A 17,133-nucleotide genomic window follows, 5' to 3' on the forward strand; every position below is an offset into this window, starting at 1 on the left:
CTCACGAGATGAGCTGAAGGATGGCGCGGGCGAACCCCTCGGGGTCGTCCTCGCTGAACCCGTGCCCGGAGTCCTTCACCGTGGCGACGGGAATCCCGGAGGCCGCCACCCGGCGTGCCGTCTCGTGGGTGTCCGCGTCGCTGCGCGCGCCGAGGATGTAGCCCTTGCGCTCGAGCGGCAAGGCGACGAAGCGCGCCAGCATGTTCGCCCCGTGGTGCACGAGCGACACGGCGCTCCGGTGGAACGCGAGCGGCTCCGCCTGCCGGAGGCTTTTCCGGTACCCCTCCGAGGGCATCTGGCGGATCCACTCGTCCCAGTCGCGCAGGAACACCTCCACTGGAGTGGCGGCGGCCCGGGCACTGCCGGTGGCGTCCTCGGGCCGGAGGTTCGGCTCGGCGAGCACGAGCGCGTGAAGCGGGCGTCCGTCTCGCAGGAGGCACTCGGCGAGCAGCACGGCCAGTGTGCCGCCCATGCTGTGGCCCACCAGCACGAGGGGCCCCGGCTCCGCGCCGAGCAGCGCCGCCAGGAGCTCCGCCTGCTCGAGCAGGTCATAGCTGAAGTCCGCCGGCCGCTCGCTCCGACCAAAACCCAGGAGGTCCACCCAGAGGCTCGCACGCCCCTGGAGCGCCGCACTCCGCGCGACGGGCGGCCAATCCTGGTTTCCGGAGCACCCGAGCCCGTGGACATAGACGAGGAGCGGGCCAGTCCCCGGCGAGCGGCCCATCGCCAGCCGGGGAGACCCGTGAGACAGGGACGAAGGAGGGTGAGGCATGACGGGCCGCATACGAGCACCTGGTGACAACAGTCACCAGTGATGACAGCAGTCACCAGGAGGCAGTCACTCAGGAGCGCTGGGGGAGGGTCGCCAAACCCTTGGAATCACGGCGACGCACGGCTGGCATGGGAGGTGTATCAGGGAGGCGACGACTTTCTCTCCCATCCAAACGCGAGCCAATCCCATGAAGAAATTCGGCATCGGTGGTCTTGGCAACTTCAATCCCTTCCGCGGACTGAATAACGATACTCCACGGATCAACAGGCCGACGTCCCCGTCCACACCTCCCTCCTCCAGGCCGACCCCGCCCCGGGATGGATTCGACACGGCCCCCACGCGGTCCACCACCCTCTCACGAGGGCTGTTCGGGCCGTCGCACGCCGAGCAGTTCAACAACAACCCCATGCAGTACTCGGGGCAGAACGTCCTGAACGGGTACAAGCTGTTCCCGAACGGTACTCCTCCGCAGGGGGTGGATCTCCCGACACCCAACCGTCCCTTCGTGCCAGCGAACCAGTCGATCGCGACCATGAACGTCCACCAGCAGAATGGGAACGCGAACCTCTCGCTCTCATCCCCTGGAGGGCACGGACCGCAGGTCCACTACCTGCACTACCTCTCGGGGGGCCAGGCGGCCGGGCCGAATCAGGGCTCGTTCGCGGGGATTTCAGGCGTGCCCCTCCACCCCGGACCGGGGCAGCCGTCGATGGTCACGACGGGGCCTCTCAACGGCTGCGCCGTCCATGCGCTGCACAATCCGAATAATCCCAACTCCCTGTCCTTCGTCCATCAAGCCGACTTCGAGCATCATGGCGCCGCGACTGGCAGGCAGCATCTCAACAACTTCATGAACCAGCACAACCTCCAGCTGGTGCAGAGCATCACGCCCCATGACTACTCGCATCCCTCGGGGCCCCACGGGCTGCCGACGGGCGCCACGGCGTTCGCCCACTATGACAGGCCCACGCAGCAGTGGCAGCTGGTAGGCCAGCTGAACGAATACAAGAGCGGCGCGGGCGCGGGGGGACGTCCCGAGCTGCAGCGCCCCCAGGACCTCGCCGGAGGGGGGCAGTGGATGCGCCCCATCGACCTCAACAACCCGCTGAACATCAACGATCTCCAGTGACCCCGGCGTCCGCTCACTGAGCGCCGCGAAGCTGGGCCTCGAGCTGCCTCCTCACGTCGGGAGGGAGCGACTCGAGGCCCTGCATCTGCCCCCCCCCCGCGAAGCTCGGCGGCGGCGGGCGACGCTTGAAGAGCTCGAGACCCTGAGCCAGCCGGGTCTTCACGCCCTCGCCCACGGCGTAGGTGAGCGCGTCGATCGTGCTCCGGGCGTACAGCTCCTTCGCGCCGTTCGCCGCACCGGGCGCCTCCTTGCCCAAGCGCAGCGTCTGGACAGGCTCGCCCTCCACCGTTACCTCCACGAGCGCGGTCGGCGAGGCGAGCCCCGCCTGCGCGTCCGTGACCTGGCCTTCGACGAGTCGGGTCGCGAGAAGGCCCCGCAGCCAGCCGAGCTGCATGTCCACCTGCGACGGCTCGAGCTCGAAGCCGTCCGGGAGCTTCTGGGGTTCGACGACCTTCCAGCCCTCGCCCTCCTTCGCCACAACGACGGTCTTGCCACCTGCCTGGAGCTTCAGCTTCGTGACCTTCTGCGGCTCGAAGCGCAGGAGGCTCAAGTCCCGGAAGTCCACGAGGCGCTTGCGGAGCTGCGAGGCGACGTACTGCGAGAGCTGATACACCTGCGCGTCGCCCTCGACCCGGGCCGCGACCGTGGCCGAGCCATCCTTCGCATCGGGCTGGCGGCCCAGGTGCACCACCACCTTCTTGCCGTCCTTGAGCTGCGCCTCCAGTGTGTCGTGCGCGTCGGCAAGCCCCGTCGCCGAGTCCGCCGCGGCATCACCCTCGAGGAAGTCCTGCGCATACAGACTCGCCAGCTGCTGAGCGAGCTGCTGGGCCGCCTGCGAGCTGAACCGGAAGCCCGCGGGCGTCTGCGTCCCCTCGGCGAGGCTCCACTCTCCCGGGTTGGCTCCCGCCTTCAAGGTCACGCTCTCCCCCTCCTTGGAACGGAGGGCGAGCTGGGAGATGTCCTCCACCTTGAGCGCCATAATCTGACGCTTGCGCCAGTCCTTGAGCTCCTTGCGCACGGTCCAGTCCAGCCGGCCCCGGTGCACGAAGACGTCATTGCTGCCCGCCCTGCGCAGGTACACCCCGCCATTCCTGGCGGCCTTCCCGAGCACCAGCTCCACGACCGGACTGCCGCCCTGGAGGACCTCGAGCTTCAGCCCCTTCGCGTCATCCAGCTCGTACTCCGCCAATCGCTCGGCCCGGTCAGTGAGGAAGTCCGGGTTCTTCACCTCCCCGAGCGCGTCGAGCGCGCTGTTCACCAGGTTCTCGTCCGCCGCGTACTTCGTGTCCGGCTTGCTCGGGTCCAGGACGATCCAGCCGTCCCCCTCCTTGCGAAGGGTGGCATTGCGAGCCCCCGAGAGCTCGAGCGCCGTGACCTGGGCCTTGTCCAGCTTCGGCAGCTCCAGCTTGTGGACCCCCACGCTGACCTGCCGCTCGCGAGTGGCGAGCACGAGCACGAGCAGCACGGCGAACGCGCCAAGGGCGATGAGCGTTCCTTTCTTCATGGCTCTTCCTCAGCTCTGAATCAGACGGTGACAGTGGCCCGACGCGCTTCCCGCATCCGCCAGCGGACGAGCCCGAGGGCGGCGAGCACGAAGGGAATCCCGAACGCATTGCCAAACTTGACGGCGTTGCGCGTCGTGGCGCTCAGCTCGGACTGGAGCGGAGCCTCGGCCATGCCACGGGTGCGCATCGCCAGGAGCGCGGGATCCAGCAGCAGCCAGTCCGCGACATTCAGGAGCAGCGCCTGGTTCGGCCGACCCATGAAGTCGTCCCACAGCGCCGCCGAGCCGCCCGCCACGATGATCCGCGGCTCTCCCTTGCTCTCCGCGAGCAGGGGCGTACCGCTGGCGGTGCTGGTCTGCGCCTCCGCGGCGAAGTGGCTCTTGAGCTTGCCGCTCACCTGCACCATGAGCGGGTGCGGACCATTCGGCGTGATGGTCTCCGTGCGCCAGTCCCGACGCGGATCGATGTTGTAGGGCTTGTTCTCCAGCCAGCTCTTGCGCGAGGACTTCGCGAGCACCGTGGCCTGAGCGCCCTCGGGCGGGGTGGCGGTGACGACCGTGCTGAACGGGAGGGAGACGCCGGAGAGCCCCTCGGTGATGGGGCTGTCCCCCTCGAGCCGCTCGAGCAGCGGGATGAACGGGTACGGCACCGGCATGGAGACGACCATGAAGCCACGACGCTCCTGGACGCTCAGCTGCGCCGACTCGACATCCGCCACCAGCTGGTCCCCGACCTTGATGCCGTAGGTCTCCAGCAGGGGCCCGAGCCCATGCGTGGCATCGCTCGGCATGAAGGTCTTCAGGTCGACCTGGACGGAGTCGAGGAAGAACGCCACGCTCTTGCCCTCCATCACGAACTGGTCGATGGCCTTCAGCTCATTCGTCTGGAATTGCGTCTTCGGACCGACGACGAGCAGCGCGTCGATGTCCGCGTCCACGCGCTCCTTGCCGGACAGGTCCACCGGGCGGACCTCATACATCTGGCCGAGCAGGGACCGCAGGCCCGAGAGCTTCTCGTGGAGCGCGGGCGCGTCGTGCCCCTGGACCACGCCAATGACGGGCGTCTTCGGGCGCGTCAGCTTGCGGATCAGCGTGGTGAGATCGTACTCGAGCGTCCGGGTGTCCTGGACGACGGGGATGACCTCCTTCTTCTCCTGATGCTTGATGACGATGCCCATGTAGGCGCGCTTCGTCTGCATCTGGTCGTCCTCGATGACCCGGATCTCCACGGGCTGGATGCCCTCCTGGGCCAGCTCGCGCTCCACCGAGGTCGGCTCACGGAAGACCCGGCCGAAGATGTCGCGCTTCGTCTCCTTCTTGGTCTCCCTGTCCTCGGCCGTCTCCTGGCTCATCGGGTCCAGGAACTCGAAGGAGAGCCGGCCCTTGGAGGCGGCGCGGAACTCCTCGAGCAGGTCGCGCACGTAGCGCGCGTTGCTCGAGTACGGGGGTGGCAGCTCATCCGTGAAGTACGCGGTGATCGTGACGGGATCCTCGAGCCCCGCCATGGTGTCCCGCGAGGCCTTCGCCAGCGTGTAGGCCTTGTCACGGGTCGCGTCGAAGCGGCCGAACGCGCGCAACCCCAGGATGTTGAGCAGCACCAGGCAGCCGACGATCGCCGCCAGGAAGATGTTCGCGTTGGAGGAACCGGGTTTCATCGTCAACCTCACTGACGGACGTTGCCCAGGGTGCGCGTGGTCAGCGCCAGCCCCACGGCCGTGAGCGACAGGTAGAAGAGGAGATCTCGCGTATCCAGCACGCCACGCGCGATGTTCGCGAAGTGGTAGTCGACCGAGAGGTATTGGAGCAGCTCACCGAGCGACTCCGGCAACACCATCGCGAACTTGTCGATGAAGTAGAAGGCGAAGCACAGCAACAGCCCGATGATGAAGCCGACGATCTGGTTGCGGCTCAGGGCGCTCGCCCACAACCCCAGCGCCAGGAAGCTGGACGCCATCAGCAGCAGGCCCAGGTAGCCCATCACCACGGGGCCCCAGTCGAACCGGGCTCCCTCGGCGGTGAGGCTCGCCACGGTGAGCGGATAGGGCAGCGTCCACAGCAGACCCACCCCGACCATCCCCAGCGCCGCGAGGAACTTGCCCGCCACCACCTCCCAGTCCCGCAGGGGCATGCTGAGCAGCAACTCCAGCGTCCCGCTCTTGCGCTCCTCGGCCACCAGCCGCATCGTCACAGCGGGCGCGAAGACGACGAACAGCACGGGGGCGATGCTGAAGAACGCCCGGAGCGAGGCCTGCCCGGCGACGAAGACGGTGCTGAAATACAACCACCCCGCCACGACCAGGAACACGCCGATGACGATGTACGCGACGGGAGAGTTGAAGAAACTCCTGAACTCACGCCTGGCGACCGCCAGTGTCGTTCCCATTCTCTACCTCGTTGTGTCGAATGTCTGGGAATCAGCTCAGGCCGCCAGCGGCGGCCCCTGATCGTCCCGCGGCGGGCGAGGCGCCTCGCCTCCGGCGGGCTTCTTCTCGCCCCCGGTGAGCTTGCGGAACGTCTCTTCCAGGCTGACGTGCTGCCGCTTCACCTCGAGCAGGCAGAGCTCGCTGCGCACGGCGGCATCGAACAGGGCGCGGCGGATGTCCTCGGCGCCGTACCTCAACCGGAAGCCCAGCGTCCCGCTCCCCTCCCCTTCCGCCGGTTCCACGCCCGTGACGCCAGGCACGCGCTCGAGCACCGAGCGGACCTCCTCCGTCCGCAGCGTGGCGCCCGTCCTCGACGCGAGCACGACGGTGACCGTCCCGCCCTCGCCCTCTCCCAGCCGCTCTGGCGCGTCGTCCGCGACCAGTCGCCCATCGCTGATGATGAGCACCCGGCCGCAGGTGCTCTGCACCTCGCTCAGGATGTGCGTGCTGAGGATGACCGTCTTCTCCTTCCCCAGCTCCTTGATGAGGCTCCGGATCTCGACGATCTGGTTGGGGTCCAGGCCCGTCGTCGGCTCGTCCAGGATGAGCAGATCCGGATCGTGCACGATGGCCTGTGCCAGACCCACGCGCTGCCGGTAACCCTTCGAGAGCTGGTGGATGTCCTTGCCCAACACCGCGCGAAGGCCGCAGCGCTCCACCGCGCTGCGGATCCGCTCGGCCCGCCGGGCCTTGGGAATCCCTCTCACCTCGGCGACGAAGTCCAGGTAGTCCCGGACCATCATCTCCTCGTACAGGGGGTTGTTCTCGGGCAGGTACCCGATCAACCGCCGGGACGCGACGGGGTCAACGGTGACGTCGATGCCATTGATCCTCGCCGTGCCGGAGGTAGGCGTCACGAAGCCGGCGAGAATCTTCATCGTGGTGGACTTGCCGGCCCCATTGGGCCCCAGGAATCCCACCACCTGTCCTCGAGGAACTTCGAAGCTGACCCCGCGTAGTGCCTGCGTGGCCCCGTAGCTCTTGGTCAGTCCTTCGATCCGGATCATTGGTTGAGACACGACCTCACCCCATGAAACGAACGGTTTTCTTCCGAACGCCGACAGCACTTAAAACGGCGATCGGCACTGTCAATGTGCCCAGGTGCGGATTTATTCCCGAGCCCGTTCGGCCATGGATTTCATCCATGCTGAAATCCGAACGCCCCGTCCGGAACCCACGAGGATCCAGAACGGGGAGCTTGATTCGACTCGTTGGCCAGCACTCAGCCGACTACGCGCGCTTCTTCACCGCGGGCTTCCGCTTCGCCAACGGCGCCTTCTTCTTCTCCGGTGGTCGAATCACCGACTCGTAGTGCTCGATGTATGCCTTCGCCGGCACACGGCGGATGGCTTCGCCAATCACATCGAGCGCGACGTCCTCGAGCTTCTTGAAGCGCACGCACGACTTGCCCATGTCGAGCTTCTTGCCCGTCTTCGCCCACGCCTCGCGGAACCATTTCTCCTGCTCGGGCTGGCCGTAGACGCACATCAGGTAGACGGCCATGTGGCTCTTCTGCGAGGCCAGTGACGCGAACGGCAGCGGCTGCTTCGGATCGCAGTGGTAGCCCGCCGGAAACACCTTGTGCGGGACGTAGTAGCCGATCATCCCGTACTGCATGCCCTCCTCGTAGGACTCATCGAGGTTCTCGAGGATGACCTTGCGCACGGCGGAGATCGCCGCGCGGCGATCCTCGGGAAGCGCGGCGAGGTACTGTTCGACGGTGGTGGCCTTGCTCTGCATGGACCGCGAGTCTAGCGGTTGAAGAACAGGGGCACAGCACGGCCGCCCGGGTCATTCGGCCGCGCGGGGAATCTGTGTCGGCGTGAAGGAGGGCCCGAGCACGCGGGGACCGCCCTCGCCCCACATGAGGGGGTCGATGCACATCCGGCGAGCCGTCCGCCCCGGGTCCCACGCGTGATAGACGACGACGTCCAGCCCGTCGGGGCCGGCGACCACGCAGTTGTGCCCGGGACCAATCACCCTGTCCGGCACGGTCCGCAGCAGCGGAGGGACTCCCGCCGGCTCGACCCAGGGGCCGAGCGGGTGATCGGCCACGGCGTAGGCGACACCGTACGTGGGCTCCAGCCAGTTCCCACCGGAGTAGAAGCAGTAGTAGCGGCCCTCGTATTTGCGGACGAACGGCCCCTCCAGCGTGTGCCAGTCGTAGACCTGCCCGTACATCTTCCGCTCGCGCAGGAACACCTGCCAGTCACCACTGGGCCACAGGATGGTCCGGGACTGTCCGCGCAGCCGGGTCATGCCCTCCAGCACGTCGACGGCGAGCATGGTACCAACCCGGTCCCCCTCGAGCACGTCCCGAGCATGGAAGAGGTACCAGGTGCCGTCCTCGTCCCGGAAGGGGCTCGCGTCGATGGCGAAGCGCTCATCCGGGGTGAGGTTGACGCCCTGATCCACGAACGGGCCGGTCGGATGGTCGGCGACAGCGACCCGCAGGTGGTGGCCGGCGTCTCCATGCCCCACGGAGTAGTACATCCACCATCTTCCGTCCGCCTCGGCGACCTCCGGCGCCCAGTAGTCACTTCCGGCCTCCTTGGGCAGCAGTTCGAGGGCGCCCCCCTCGCTGCGCCAGGTGACGAGATCTGGAGAGGTAAGCACTTCGAAGGCGCGCCCGTCGATCACCCGGCCGGTGCCGTAGGCGACATAGCCCTCCCCGACCCGCAGGACGAAGGGGTCCGCGAAGTAGGCGTCGTGAACCGGATTGCTGTAGCGGATGGACATGACGAGATGACCTCAACGTGCGTGGCTTCCTCCGCGACGTGGAGAGGCAAGCGGGCGAGCCTCGGCTTCGTGGCAAGGAGACTCCCTCACTCGAAGCAGCGACTGATCAGCGTCTCGATATCACGACACGCCGGGATGGCATGCCGATCCAACACGGCGTCGTAGCCATCGCTCGCACCGCGGTGCGAATCGTCCTGGACCTCGCCAATGGCCGCGACGAGGGCATCGACCTCGGCATCGGAGCTGGTCGGGTGCAGCGATACGCGGACCCAGCCCGGCTTGGTCGATAGGTCGTTGCGCTCGATCGCATCGCAGATCTCCCGCGACTGGGGCCGATCGATGCCGAGCAACACGTGACCGTACGTGCCCGCGCACGAGCATCCGCTGCGCACCTGCACACCGTGCAGATCACTCAACAGGCGGGCGAACCGGTGGTGATGGACCCTTTCGGACCAGAACGACACCACGGGCGCGACACCTCCGTGCTCCGCGTCGAGGAATTGAAGGCCCTTCACGGAAGACAGCCCTTCGAGCAGCCGCGAGCGGAGTCGACCATTCCTCGCCGCCATGGGCGCCTCCCCCATCTTCTCCTTCAGCCGCAAGGCCATCGCCAGCCGAAGGGTCTGCATCACGCCGGGCGTGCCGGCGGACTCACGGAGCTCCACGTCGTCGACATAGGAGCGCCCGCCCCAGGGGTTGGTCCACTTGACCGAACCACCGCCGGGCTCATCCGGGATGCGGCTCACGATCAACTCCTTCTTCACGCACAGCACCCCGGGGCTGCCCGGCCCGCCCAGGAGCTTGTGACCCGAGAAGTACACGGCGTCGAACCCGCTCCCGAGGTCGGCCCGCACGCTCACCGAGGCGTGACTGGCATGGGCGGAGTGATCCACGAAGCACAGGCAGCCATGGGCATGAAGCAGCTGGGCGATCCGCCCGACATCCACCTTCCTGCCACTCACGTTGGAACATGCGCTGAAGGCGCCTGCTCGCGGATGGCGATGGCGGGTCGCGTGGAGGAGGTCTTCCAGCGCCGACAGATCCGGATCGCCGTGGCGGTCCGGCGGCACGACCACCACCTCCGCGCCACACTCGAGCCAGGGCAACAGGTTCGAATGGTGTTCCAGGTGGCTGGTGAAGACGACCGGCCGCTCGTGCACATCACCCGCGGGCCATTGCAGGAGTCTCACCAGCTTGTTGACGGCGGCGGTCATCCCCGAGCCGCACAAGAGCAGCGCATAACGCTCATCGGCCCGCAGTGCCGACCGGATCTGCCTGCGGGATTCTTCGTACAAGGCCTCGGAGACTTCCGCCACGCAGCTGCTCTTCGAGTGGACGTTGCCGTAGAACGGCGCGGCCACCGACAACAGTGTCTGTTCAATCGGACCGTAGAGGCGGCCGGTGGCCATCCAGTCCGCATACAAGAGCGGACGCGTCCCCCTGGGGCCTTCGTAGCGCAGGTCGATCCCGATGATCCCGGACCGAAAACTCTCGAAGTGACGTTCCCAGTCTCCAAGAATCATGAAGGCCCTCCCCCGTGTCGGTCCATCGCAGTCCAGTGCCGCGGACATCTCAATAGGGCCGCCCACCGCACGTCTCAATACGATCCAGAACGCCGCGGGCCGGGATGTGAGGAGGAATCAGGGGAGCCCCCGCGCACGCAGGCCAACCGAGCGTACCCGCCGGGCTCCACGGGATACACACCTTGGGGACACGGGTCTCGTGGACACGGGAGATCGCATGGCGAGCACGCAGGGAACGGCGCTGATCACGGGAACCTCGGCGGGCATCGGCGCGGTGTACGCACGCCGGCTGGCCGAGCGGGGATACGACCTCGTTCTCGTCGCTCGGCGAGAGGACCGGTTGCGAAGCCTCAGAGCAAGGAGAAGCACATGAACCGCGGCACTTCCCGCCCCGTGGAACGGAGCGGAACCTTCACCATCGGAGGAGACCTCGTCGTCCACCGGCTCGGCTACGGCGCCATGCAGCTGACCGGACCCGGCATCTGGGGACCGCCCCGCGACCACGCCGAGGCATTGCGTGTGCTGCGCCGCGCGCTCGACCTGGGCGTGGACCTCATCGACACCGCCGATTCCTACGGCCCGTACGTCAGCGAGGAGCTCATCGCCGAGGCCCTGCACCCCTACCCGAAGGGATTGCTCATCGCCACCAAGGGCGGGCTCGTCCGCACCGGCCCCAACCAGTGGCATCCGATCGGGCGGCCCAAGTACCTGCGCCAGCAGGTCGAGATGTCGCTGCGGCGGCTCAAGCTCGAGCGCATCGACCTCTACCAGTTGCACCGGATCGACCCCGAGGTCCCACTCGAGGCCTCCCTGGGTGAGCTCAAGGCGCTCCAGCAGGAGGGGAAGATCCGTCACATCGGGCTGTCCGAGGTCGGAGTGGAGGAGATCAAGCGTGCCCGCCGCGTGGTCGACGTGGTGACCGTCCAGAACCGCTACAACCTCGCCGACCGGGCCCACGAGGCGGTGCTCACCTACTGCGAGCAGGAGGGCCTCGGCTTCATCCCCTGGTTCCCCCTGGCGACCGGTGGTCTGGCCAGGCCCGGGAGCGCGCTCGACGAGGTCGCGCGCAGGAACGACGCCAGACCCGCGCAGATCGCCCTGGCCTGGCTGCTCGCGCGCTCGCCGGTGATGTTGCCCATCCCCGGCACCTCGTCGGTCGCGCACCTCGAGGAGAACCTGGCGGCCGCGGAGCTGCGGCTCTCCCAGGACGAGCTGTCCGCGCTCAACGAACAGGTGGCGACCGGCTGAGCCGATCGCCACGGGGCCCTGGCGAGGAGCCCGTTACTTCAGCTCCTTCGCCAGCTCCTCGTACAGGTGGATGGCGCTGCGCACCGCCTTCTCGTAGTCACCCAGGTGCAGGCTCTCGTTCTCCGAGTGTGCATTCGTATACGGATCCTCCACGCCGATGAGCAGCGCTGGCACTCCGCCCAGCTCCTTGGCGAACGGCTCCACGAAGGGGATCGACGCACCGCATCCAATGGCCACCGGCTCCGTCGCGTAGCCCTTGCGCAGTGCGCGAAACGCCGCCTGGAAGGCCGGATGCGAAATATCCGTGAACCACGGGCCCGCGGGCGGGTCTGCCTTGATGTGGAGCTCCAACCCCCAGGGCACCACCTTCTTCAGGTGGTCCACCAACCGCTTCTGTACGTCCTGCGCATCCATGTCCGGGACGACGCGGATGCCCACGCGGGCCCAGGCCGTGTCGCAGATGATGTTGCGCGCGTCCTTGCGGCTGCTGGCCTGGATGGCGTTGATGGCCAACGCGGGCTGCCGCCAGTTCATCTCCCACGGATGGCGCCCGCCCAGCAGCTGCGCCCCCGGCACCATCCCCACCTGCTTCTTGAAGTACTCCGTGTCACCCGGCAGCGATTGGATGCTCTTGCGCTCGGCCTCGGTGAGCGGGCGCACCTTCTCGTAGATGCCCTCGATGGCGATGCTCCCGTCGGGATTCGTCAGCGTCGCCAGCATCCGGCACAGCGCCATCACGGGATCCGGCACTGGCCCGCCCCACATGCCCGAGTGCACCGCCTGCCGGAGCGCGCGCACCTCCACGTCCACGGTGACGAGCCCACGCAGCGCGGTGGTGATGGACGGCAGCCCCGTGTCGAAGTTCGTCGTGTCCGTCAGCACGATGGCGTCCGCCTTCAGCAGCGCCTTGTGCTTCTGGAGGAAGGTCTCGAGGTGCTCACTTCCCACCTCTTCCTCGCCCTCGATGACGACCTTCACGTTCAGTGGAAGACCGCCTCCGCCCTTCAGCCAGGCGTCCACCGCGGAGGTGTGCACCACGATGCCCGCCTTGTCGTCCGCCGAGCCGCGGCCATACAGGCGGCCGTCCCGCACCTGCGGCTCGAACGGCGGGCTCTTCCACGCCGACTCGTCTCCCGCTGGCTGTACGTCATGGTGCGCATACAGCAACAACGTGGGCTTGCCGGGCGCCTTCAAGATCTCGCCGTAGACGTACGGATGTGCGCCTTCGATCTCCAGCAACTGCACGTTTTCGAACCCACGCGACCTCAACAGCTTCGCGGTCGCTTCCGCGCTCGCGCGTACGTGAGACGGATCAAACCCATCGAATGAGACACTGGGAATCCGCACCAACTGCTTCAAATCTTCGAGGTAACTGTTCTTCTGTGAATCGAAATGGGCCAGGGCTTTGTCGGTGGACATGAATCCCCACTTACTTCAAAAACAAGCAGCACCGTGTCGCGTCTATCAACTACCCGTCCATCACCTTTCACCCAGCGTTCATCGACACACGAACTTCCTGACTACACGGGCATTCGAGAGCCATCTGGTCTATCATTCGTGAGCATGTCCACTCCGACGCTTCTGCTGGTCGATGACGATCGCTTCGTGCGTACCCTCCTCAAGGACGCCATCCAAGAGAGTGGTCTCGAGGTGAGACTCCTCGAGGCCGCGGATGGGCAGGAAGGACTGGAGGTCGCCACGCGCGAGCGTCCCGCGGTGATGTTGCTGGACCTCTTCATGCCCCGCCGCAGCGGGCTGGAGGTGTTGGCGGCGATGAAGGACTCCTCTCCGGATACGAGGGTGCTCATCATCAGCAGCATGGATGCCGAGCCGGTGGTGGAGCAGGCGATGTCCGCCGGGGCGGTGGGCTTCGTGGGTAAGCCCTTCCATCCGTTGGAGATCGCCCTGGCCATCCGGCAGGCCCTGGCCCACTGATTCAACACGAGGTGAGCGCGTGTCGAACTATTGGATTGGAGATTCCATCGGTCGCGTGCTGGGGCCCCTGACGCTCCAGTCGCTGCGCGAGCTCATCGGCTCGGGGCGACTCAAGGCCGTGACCCGCGCCTCGCGCGACGGCTCCTCGTGGGAGCCCATCGAGCACTTCAACGAGGTGAAGGATCTGCTGAGCGCGGCCCGGCCCACCCCGAGCACCGAGCAGCAACAAGCCCAGCGCCTGCGCCAACAGCTGAGCCAGATGCAGAACGTGCCGGCCCACCAGCTCTTCGGTGTGAAGGCGGACGCGCCGCTGGAGGAGTTGCGCGGCGCCTTCTTCCGGCTGGCCAGGCGCTTCTCGCCGGAGCACCAGGGACCGAACACCCACCCCGAGCTGCGCAAGGTGAACGCCGAGGTCTTCGAGCTGCTCGCGCGTCGCATGCGCGAGGCGGAGGCCCAGGGAAGCGCTCGCGCGGCGCCCGCCGCCCGGACGGCGGCTCCCCAGGTGGGCCGTGCCGCCCAGGCCCCTGCCTACACCTACTCGGCCGAGGAGTTCGTCGGCCTGCAGATGCGCAACGACCGGCTCCAGGTCGAGGTCAAGGTGAGCGCGCGCAACGTGGGCATCTTCACCGACCACCGCATCATCAACCTCCAGGCGGGAGGTCTCTTCATCCCCACGGAGAAGCCCCTGCAGTTGGGGACGCGCGTGGAGTTGGTGCTGAGCTTCGAGGAGCGGCAGATCAAGCTGCGGAGCTCCGTCATCTGGGAGTACTCGCTGGATGATGGCAAGCAGCCGCGCGGCTATGGTCTGGGCCTGGCGGATCTACGCCAGGAGGAGCGAGCCTTCATCGACGAGTTCCTCCGCACCAACCGGGTCGCGGCGCCTACATCATCCCGCTGAGGAATACCGCGGCCAGCAAGAGGTAGGTGGTCGCCACCAGCACCACCGCCTTCAATTCCACGCCGTCCTTCTTCACCACGCTTCCGAAGTACATGTGCAGTCCCCCGTTCATGCCCTACGCTTCTGACTACGAAGCACGGGGCGGGTGATTGCACCGTGCCATTTCGGGTGAAGGCAGGAGGACGACGTGTCGGACTTGGCGGAGTACCAGGCGCTCGAGGGCCTTCCGGCCCCCGTCGTGGTGATCCGTGGAGAGCTGGTCATCTACACCAATCCGGCGATGCTGACGCTGCTGGGCATCGGCCTGGAGGAGGTGCGCGATACCCGGCTCCCGGAGTTGCTGGCCCGCTTCACGCCCACGGATCGCGCGTGGTTGGAGCCCATGCGCCAGGCGCACGCGCACGGGGAGCGGCTCCCGGACATCGCCTGGCTGCGCGTGCGCGTGGCGGGGGGCCAGGAGAGGGCCTACAGCGTGCGCCGGGGCAGCGGGCCGAGGAGTGGGGACAGGCTGCTGCTGCTGCTCGACGTCGAGAGCGAGGCCAGCATGCGGCGGCTCACCGAGGCGCTCGTGGAGGCCGCCGGCGAGCTGGTGCGCTGCCGCGACGAGCAGGCCGTGCTGGAGATGGCGGTCGAGGCCATCCACCGGCAGGGCTTCTTCGTGACGGTGATGATGATCGAGGGGGATGCGCTCGTCCATGGACCGATGCGGCAGGATCCCGTGCAGGTGGCCGCCAGTGAGCGGCTCTACGGGCAGCCCATCCACGAGATACGCTTCCCCCGCTCCAGCATGCCCCACCTCGAGGAGGTCATCACCCGCCGCAAGGCGGCCTTCCACGAGGATCTCTTCAAGATGCTCGAGACCTTCCATACCACGGAGCTGCTGGCACAGATGCGGCGTGCCTACCCCGCAGTGCGAGGCCTGGATGCACCCATCTTCGTGGAGGGGGAGCCCTATGGAATCCTGGCCATCCACGGCGAGACGCTGACGCCGACGAGCGCGGCCACGCTGGAGCTGTTCGCGCGGCAGGTGGGAGGAGCACTGGAGAACGTGCGCCACCACCGGCGCGCCGCCGCGCGTCTGGCCGAGCTGTCACGGCTGCAGTCGGAGCTGGTGGCGCAGGAGCGGCTGACGGTGCTGGGCGAGGCCGCGGGTGTGGTGGCCCATGAGGTGCGCAACCCCCTGGGCGCCATCCTCAACGCGGCGGCGGTCCTCAAGCGCGACAAGCTGGGCCCCATCGGCAAGAGCGCGGTGGAGATGCTGGAGGAGGAGGCCACGCGGCTGGACGCGATGGTGAGGGATCTGCTGGACGTGGTGCGTCCGCTGGAGCCCCGGCCACGTCCGCTGCACCCGGGCGAGCTGGCCCGGCGCACATTGGAGCTCTTCCGAGAGCGGCGCCAGCTCGGCAACGTGCGGGTGACCGTGGACGAGGCGCCGGAGCTGCCCATGCTCCAGGCCGACGAGACCCTGTTGCAGCTCGCGCTGGAGAACCTGCTGCGCAACGCGGTGCAGGCCTCGCCGCCCGGAGGAGAGGTGCGCGTGGCGGTGGCTCGCGTGCCGGAGGGCATCCACCTCACCGTGGAGGACGCGGGCCCGGGCGTCTCCCCGGCGGATGCCCAGCGCATCTTCGAGCCCTTCTTCACCACGCGCACCACGGGCACTGGCCTGGGGCTCGCGGTGGTGCGCAGGGTGGTGGTCGCCCATGGCGGAACGGTGTCGGTGGGCCAGCGGCCTGGAGGCGGCGCGCGCTTCGAGTTGCGTCTGCCGCTCCAGGTGGAGCCGCGGCCCCTGCCTCACGCGCCCTGAGCAGGAGGCAGCGAGCACAGCAGGAGGCGGCAGCGCAGTCCTCCATTGCGCACCGGAAGGTTGCGCCCCTCGGGCAACCCCAGGGCGCGGATGAGCCCCGTGTCCTCCGGGACGAGCACCGCGGCGCGCCAGCCCGCGAAGGCCCGCCGGAAGGTGGCACCCAGGGCCCGGTAGAGCCCCGGGAGATCCTCCGCCTCGCCGACCCGCTTGCCATAGGGAGGATTCACCACCACCAGCCCCGGCCCGAGCCCCGCTGGCGGCACCAACGTGCGCACGTCCTGGCGCTCCAGCGTGAGCGTCACCCCGGCCCGCCGCGCGTTGCGCCGCGCCGTGCCCAGCGACCCCGCGTTGATGTCGTAGCCCCTCGAGGCCGAGCGCGGCGCGGGCAGCGTCTCCGTCCCCGCCCTCGCCTGGCGTGCGCTCCAATCCGCCGCATCGAAGCCGGGGAAGCGCTCGAAGGCGAAGGAGCGCTGGAGCCCCGGTGCCCGCCGCTGGGACATCCACGCGCCCTCGATGAGGAAGGTGCCCGAGCCACACATGGGGTCCACGAGCGGCTCCACCCCGTCATACCCGGCCAGCACCAGGATGCCCGCGGCGAGCGTCTCGCGCAGGGGAGCCCGGCTCACCTCCTGCCGGTACCCACGTCGATGCAGGGGCTCGCCGCTGGTGTCCGCGCTCACCGTGCACGTGTCCCCCTCCACCCGGACCAGCAGGGTGAGGCCCTCGGAGGACTCCTCGTCCAGCGCGCCCGCGCGCTCCACCGAGGCGAGCCTCCACGCCCGCGCCGCGGCGGTCACCACCGCGTCCGGCCCCTTGAAGCGCGCGCGGTGCAGCGCCACCGAGAGCCTCGGCGCCGTCCGTCCGTCCCATACGCGGCCCAGGGGCAGCCCCGCCAGTCCCTTCTCGAGCGCCCCGGCGTCCGGCGCCGAGAAGCGCCCCAGCCGCAGGAGCACCCGGCTCGCGGTGCGCAGGCGCAGGTTGGCCTCCCGGTGCAGCCCCGGCTCCCCCGTGAGCTCCACCCCGCCCTCCACCCTCCGGGGCGAGAAGCCCAGGGCCTGGGCCTCGGCCTCCACGGCGGGCTCCAGTCCCGGCAGCGCCGAGATGAAGACGTGCTCCCTCTGTTGGACGTTCGTCACCTGAAGCGGCATTGTCCGCGAC

Annotated in this window: 17 protein-coding genes; 6 read left to right on the top strand and 11 right to left on the bottom strand. The window is 68.0% G+C overall.

Annotated features, from left to right (window positions below):
- Position 1 precedes the first annotated feature (1 nt).
- Complete coding sequence (locus JQX13_RS03195) at positions 2-772, bottom strand: alpha/beta fold hydrolase (protein ID WP_203407613.1); 771 nt, start codon at positions 770-772, stop codon at positions 2-4.
- A 187-nt stretch (positions 773-959) separates the two neighbouring features.
- Here JQX13_RS03195 and JQX13_RS03200 point away from each other — a divergent pair, with 187 nt between their 5' ends.
- The gene (locus JQX13_RS03200; protein WP_203407614.1) at positions 960-1,901 is read left to right on the top strand and encodes a hypothetical protein; all 942 of its coding nucleotides are present in this window, start codon (positions 960-962) and stop codon (positions 1,899-1,901) included.
- A gap of 13 nt (positions 1,902-1,914) precedes the next feature.
- Here JQX13_RS03200 and JQX13_RS03205 read toward each other — a convergent pair whose 3' ends face one another.
- The 7 genes from JQX13_RS03205 to JQX13_RS03235 all read right to left on the bottom strand — a co-directional run bounded on the left by JQX13_RS03205 (position 1,915) and on the right by JQX13_RS03235 (position 10,090).
- Positions 1,915-3,405 carry a DUF4340 domain-containing protein gene (locus JQX13_RS03205; protein ID WP_203407615.1) on the bottom strand — a complete coding sequence of 497 codons (1,491 nt, stop codon included), beginning with the start codon at positions 3,403-3,405 and terminating at the stop codon, positions 1,915-1,917.
- 20 nt (positions 3,406-3,425) lie between these two features.
- Positions 3,426-5,060 carry a GldG family protein gene (locus JQX13_RS03210; RefSeq protein WP_203407616.1) on the bottom strand — a complete coding sequence of 545 codons (1,635 nt, stop codon included), beginning with the start codon at positions 5,058-5,060 and terminating at the stop codon, positions 3,426-3,428.
- A gap of 8 nt (positions 5,061-5,068) precedes the next feature.
- Positions 5,069-5,788: an ABC transporter permease subunit gene (locus JQX13_RS03215; protein WP_203407617.1), complete on the bottom strand. Its 720-nt coding sequence runs from the start codon at positions 5,786-5,788 to the stop codon at positions 5,069-5,071.
- A 36-nt stretch (positions 5,789-5,824) separates the two neighbouring features.
- Positions 5,825-6,835, bottom strand: a complete 1,011-nt coding sequence (locus tag JQX13_RS03220; RefSeq protein ID WP_203407618.1) for an ATP-binding cassette domain-containing protein — start codon at positions 6,833-6,835, stop codon at positions 5,825-5,827.
- A gap of 223 nt (positions 6,836-7,058) precedes the next feature.
- The gene (locus tag JQX13_RS03225) at positions 7,059-7,568 is read right to left on the bottom strand and encodes a DUF1801 domain-containing protein (RefSeq protein ID WP_203407619.1); all 510 of its coding nucleotides are present in this window, start codon (positions 7,566-7,568) and stop codon (positions 7,059-7,061) included.
- 51 nt (positions 7,569-7,619) lie between these two features.
- On the bottom strand, positions 7,620-8,567 hold the full coding sequence (locus JQX13_RS03230; RefSeq protein ID WP_203407620.1) for a glycoside hydrolase family 43 protein: 948 nt from the start codon (positions 8,565-8,567) through the stop codon (positions 7,620-7,622).
- Positions 8,568-8,653: 86 nt separating this feature from the next.
- Positions 8,654-10,090, bottom strand: coding sequence for an aminotransferase class V-fold PLP-dependent enzyme (locus JQX13_RS03235; protein ID WP_203407621.1), 1,437 nt, complete (start codon positions 10,088-10,090; stop codon positions 8,654-8,656).
- 217 nt (positions 10,091-10,307) lie between these two features.
- Between JQX13_RS03235 and JQX13_RS03240 the strand changes: the two genes are divergently transcribed.
- Complete coding sequence (locus JQX13_RS03240; RefSeq protein ID WP_239014507.1) at positions 10,308-10,463, top strand: SDR family NAD(P)-dependent oxidoreductase; 156 nt, start codon at positions 10,308-10,310, stop codon at positions 10,461-10,463.
- Positions 10,460-11,338 carry an aldo/keto reductase gene (locus JQX13_RS03245; protein ID WP_203407622.1) on the top strand — a complete coding sequence of 293 codons (879 nt, stop codon included), beginning with the start codon at positions 10,460-10,462 and terminating at the stop codon, positions 11,336-11,338. Before JQX13_RS03240 ends, JQX13_RS03245 begins: the two co-directional genes overlap by 4 nt.
- 33 nt (positions 11,339-11,371) lie before the next feature.
- Here JQX13_RS03245 and JQX13_RS03250 read toward each other — a convergent pair whose 3' ends face one another.
- Positions 11,372-12,757 carry a M20/M25/M40 family metallo-hydrolase gene (locus JQX13_RS03250; protein WP_203407623.1) on the bottom strand — a complete coding sequence of 462 codons (1,386 nt, stop codon included), beginning with the start codon at positions 12,755-12,757 and terminating at the stop codon, positions 11,372-11,374.
- Between the two features lie 144 nt (positions 12,758-12,901).
- On the opposite strand from JQX13_RS03250, the gene JQX13_RS03255 reads away from it, so the two are divergent.
- A complete protein-coding gene (locus JQX13_RS03255) occupies positions 12,902-13,273 on the top strand; it encodes a response regulator (protein ID WP_203407624.1) in 372 nt (123 codons plus the stop codon).
- A 19-nt stretch (positions 13,274-13,292) separates the two neighbouring features.
- Positions 13,293-14,171 (top strand): TIGR02266 family protein, encoded by an 879-nt coding sequence (locus JQX13_RS03260; protein WP_239014508.1) that lies wholly within the window; start codon positions 13,293-13,295, stop codon positions 14,169-14,171.
- On the opposite strand, the gene JQX13_RS55240 is transcribed toward JQX13_RS03260, so the two are convergent.
- Positions 14,155-14,283 (bottom strand): hypothetical protein, encoded by a 129-nt coding sequence (locus JQX13_RS55240; RefSeq protein ID WP_275424979.1) that lies wholly within the window; start codon positions 14,281-14,283, stop codon positions 14,155-14,157. The two genes, JQX13_RS03260 and JQX13_RS55240, sit on opposite strands and share 17 nt — an antisense overlap.
- A gap of 75 nt (positions 14,284-14,358) precedes the next feature.
- On the opposite strand from JQX13_RS55240, the gene JQX13_RS03265 reads away from it, so the two are divergent.
- Entirely contained in the window at positions 14,359-15,975 is a 1,617-nt protein-coding gene (locus JQX13_RS03265) for a sensor histidine kinase (protein ID WP_203407626.1), read from the top strand.
- On the opposite strand, the gene JQX13_RS03270 is transcribed toward JQX13_RS03265, so the two are convergent.
- Positions 15,963-17,123, bottom strand: a complete 1,161-nt coding sequence (locus JQX13_RS03270) for a THUMP domain-containing class I SAM-dependent RNA methyltransferase (protein WP_203407627.1) — start codon at positions 17,121-17,123, stop codon at positions 15,963-15,965. The genes JQX13_RS03265 and JQX13_RS03270 overlap by 13 nt on opposite strands.
- Positions 17,124-17,133 lie beyond the last annotated feature (10 nt).

Origin of the sequence: Archangium violaceum (genome assembly GCF_016859125.1) — a bacterium.
Classification (GTDB): domain Bacteria; phylum Myxococcota; class Myxococcia; order Myxococcales; family Myxococcaceae; genus Archangium; species Archangium violaceum_A.

What these genes read in the sequence shown, in the direction of transcription:
- JQX13_RS03195 (WP_203407613.1), bottom strand. Translation starts at nt 772, where the DNA reads ATGCCTCACCCTCCTTCGTCCCTGTCTCACGGGTCTCCCCGGCTGGCG.
- JQX13_RS03200 (WP_203407614.1), top strand. Translation starts at nt 960, where the DNA reads ATGAAGAAATTCGGCATCGGTGGTCTTGGCAACTTCAATCCCTTCCGC.
- JQX13_RS03205 (WP_203407615.1), bottom strand. Translation starts at nt 3,405, where the DNA reads ATGAAGAAAGGAACGCTCATCGCCCTTGGCGCGTTCGCCGTGCTGCTC.
- JQX13_RS03210 (WP_203407616.1), bottom strand. Translation starts at nt 5,060, where the DNA reads ATGAAACCCGGTTCCTCCAACGCGAACATCTTCCTGGCGGCGATCGTC.
- JQX13_RS03215 (WP_203407617.1), bottom strand. Translation starts at nt 5,788, where the DNA reads ATGGGAACGACACTGGCGGTCGCCAGGCGTGAGTTCAGGAGTTTCTTC.
- JQX13_RS03220 (WP_203407618.1), bottom strand. Translation starts at nt 6,835, where the DNA reads ATGATCCGGATCGAAGGACTGACCAAGAGCTACGGGGCCACGCAGGCA.
- JQX13_RS03225 (WP_203407619.1), bottom strand. Translation starts at nt 7,568, where the DNA reads ATGCAGAGCAAGGCCACCACCGTCGAACAGTACCTCGCCGCGCTTCCC.
- JQX13_RS03230 (WP_203407620.1), bottom strand. Translation starts at nt 8,567, where the DNA reads ATGTCCATCCGCTACAGCAATCCGGTTCACGACGCCTACTTCGCGGAC.
- JQX13_RS03235 (WP_203407621.1), bottom strand. Translation starts at nt 10,090, where the DNA reads ATGATTCTTGGAGACTGGGAACGTCACTTCGAGAGTTTTCGGTCCGGG.
- JQX13_RS03240 (WP_239014507.1), top strand. Translation starts at nt 10,308, where the DNA reads ATGGCGAGCACGCAGGGAACGGCGCTGATCACGGGAACCTCGGCGGGC.
- JQX13_RS03245 (WP_203407622.1), top strand. Translation starts at nt 10,460, where the DNA reads ATGAACCGCGGCACTTCCCGCCCCGTGGAACGGAGCGGAACCTTCACC.
- JQX13_RS03250 (WP_203407623.1), bottom strand. Translation starts at nt 12,757, where the DNA reads ATGTCCACCGACAAAGCCCTGGCCCATTTCGATTCACAGAAGAACAGT.
- JQX13_RS03255 (WP_203407624.1), top strand. Translation starts at nt 12,902, where the DNA reads ATGTCCACTCCGACGCTTCTGCTGGTCGATGACGATCGCTTCGTGCGT.
- JQX13_RS55240 (WP_275424979.1), bottom strand. Translation starts at nt 14,283, where the DNA reads ATGAACGGGGGACTGCACATGTACTTCGGAAGCGTGGTGAAGAAGGAC.
- JQX13_RS03270 (WP_203407627.1), bottom strand. Translation starts at nt 17,123, where the DNA reads ATGCCGCTTCAGGTGACGAACGTCCAACAGAGGGAGCACGTCTTCATC.